2 protein-coding genes are annotated in these 1343 nt (G+C 52.6%); one reads left to right on the top strand and one right to left on the bottom strand.

Annotated features, from left to right (window positions below; genetic code table 11):
• On the top strand, window positions 1-258 hold a 258-nt coding region (locus ABJ99_RS28575; protein WP_054084729.1), incomplete at its 5' end, for a DUF3742 family protein.
• Window positions 259-297: 39 nt separating this feature from the next.
• Here the strand turns inward: ABJ99_RS28575 and ABJ99_RS04035 are convergent.
• The coding region (locus ABJ99_RS04035; RefSeq protein ID WP_054084730.1) for a conjugal transfer protein TraG N-terminal domain-containing protein at window positions 298-1343 on the bottom strand (1046 nt) is incomplete at its 5' end.

Below are 1343 nucleotides of genomic sequence, written 5' to 3' on the forward strand. Positions count from 1 at the left end.
AGAGTGATCATCACTCCAGTCAAGTGGGGTGCCCGTGCGGCGGTGTTCGGTACTGGCGCATTCTTCGTGGCGTGGGGATTGCTGTATGCTTTGGGAGTCGTCGCTATACTCGGAGTAATATTGGGCATATTGAATACGTCAGCCACATGCGGTGCTTTGAACCGTTCTCTCGCGGAAGAAGAATTGCCTTATGGTATAGAGTCAAATGTCTTCGGGCAGACCAAAGGGTGGTTTGATTCTGATAATGAATATAGATAGAAAAAGACCAGCATTTGCAGGTCTTTTTCTATTATTCCGTTATTTTCTTTGTTTCATGTGATTTCTAATTTCTTCAGCCCCTTTCGCCCCAGCTGCTTGAGCCGACTTTGTACCTTCACTCAGTCCGTTCATAAGTGATCCAAGTTTCATTCCGGTCCAGCCGAGCGCAACGACCCAGAAACTTGGCAGGACGATGAACATTGCCCCTATCACGAAGTCTAGCAGCAGGTCTCCCTGTGCATTGCTGGCCCCAAACACTGGGTCGAAGTTGGAATGAGGTACGTCACTGCCGATCCCATTGCCGTACAAGGCGTCCAGTATCGTGCTATCCACCCAGCGGGCCAATTGAAACCAGAAGTCCACGAAGATCAATGCAAACTCGGCGAATGTGATCGTCATCACGACCTTCAGATCAAACATTCCGAATACCAGGACAAATGGAATGCAGATGATCAAAGCCATCTTCAAAAAGGCCATTACCATGGGGGCTGCCTGACGGACGCTGTCCATGGCGGGGTACATCGCCAACGATCCTGCTGCCTGACCGACGGTTGCGGTCAGGCGTGTGAAGTCATTCATCACTGAACCACCCACTTGGCCGCCGTAGTCGGTATACACCTGTCCCTGGGTCAGTTTCTGCTTCCTCGGGGAGACCAGATCGCGGATGACCGAGTCGTTTACCTCATTCGGGGTCATGAATTTTGCCCACTGAGCGAGCTTGCTCAGCAGATCTGGACTGACCTGCTCCAGCAGCCTGGCTCGTAGGCCAATGCTGCTATCCGACCACCACTGCGTGCAGGTAGGGAAGCCACCGCCACCGGTGGTTTGGGGCAGGCCTGCATCGCGAGTTGTGTCATAAGGCCATTTGGTTCGAGGCGTGTGTGATCTAAATCCAGAGAAACCATCATCGTAATAGCCTGGCGTCTGCAGAAAGAACCTCGAGCCGATCCAGTTGACGTCGTTGAGTTGATCCTTACTCAGGGTAGGCTGGGTCATGAACAGTTTTGCACGCGCCCGTGCATAGCAGTCGTTCGTGAAGTCAGCGACCTCCTGTGCCAGTAGTGGGTCGTTGATACGCGCTCTAT

Source organism: Pseudomonas syringae pv. cilantro, assembly GCF_001293775.1.
GTDB classification, from domain to species: Bacteria; Pseudomonadota; Gammaproteobacteria; order Pseudomonadales; family Pseudomonadaceae; genus Aquipseudomonas; species Aquipseudomonas syringae_P.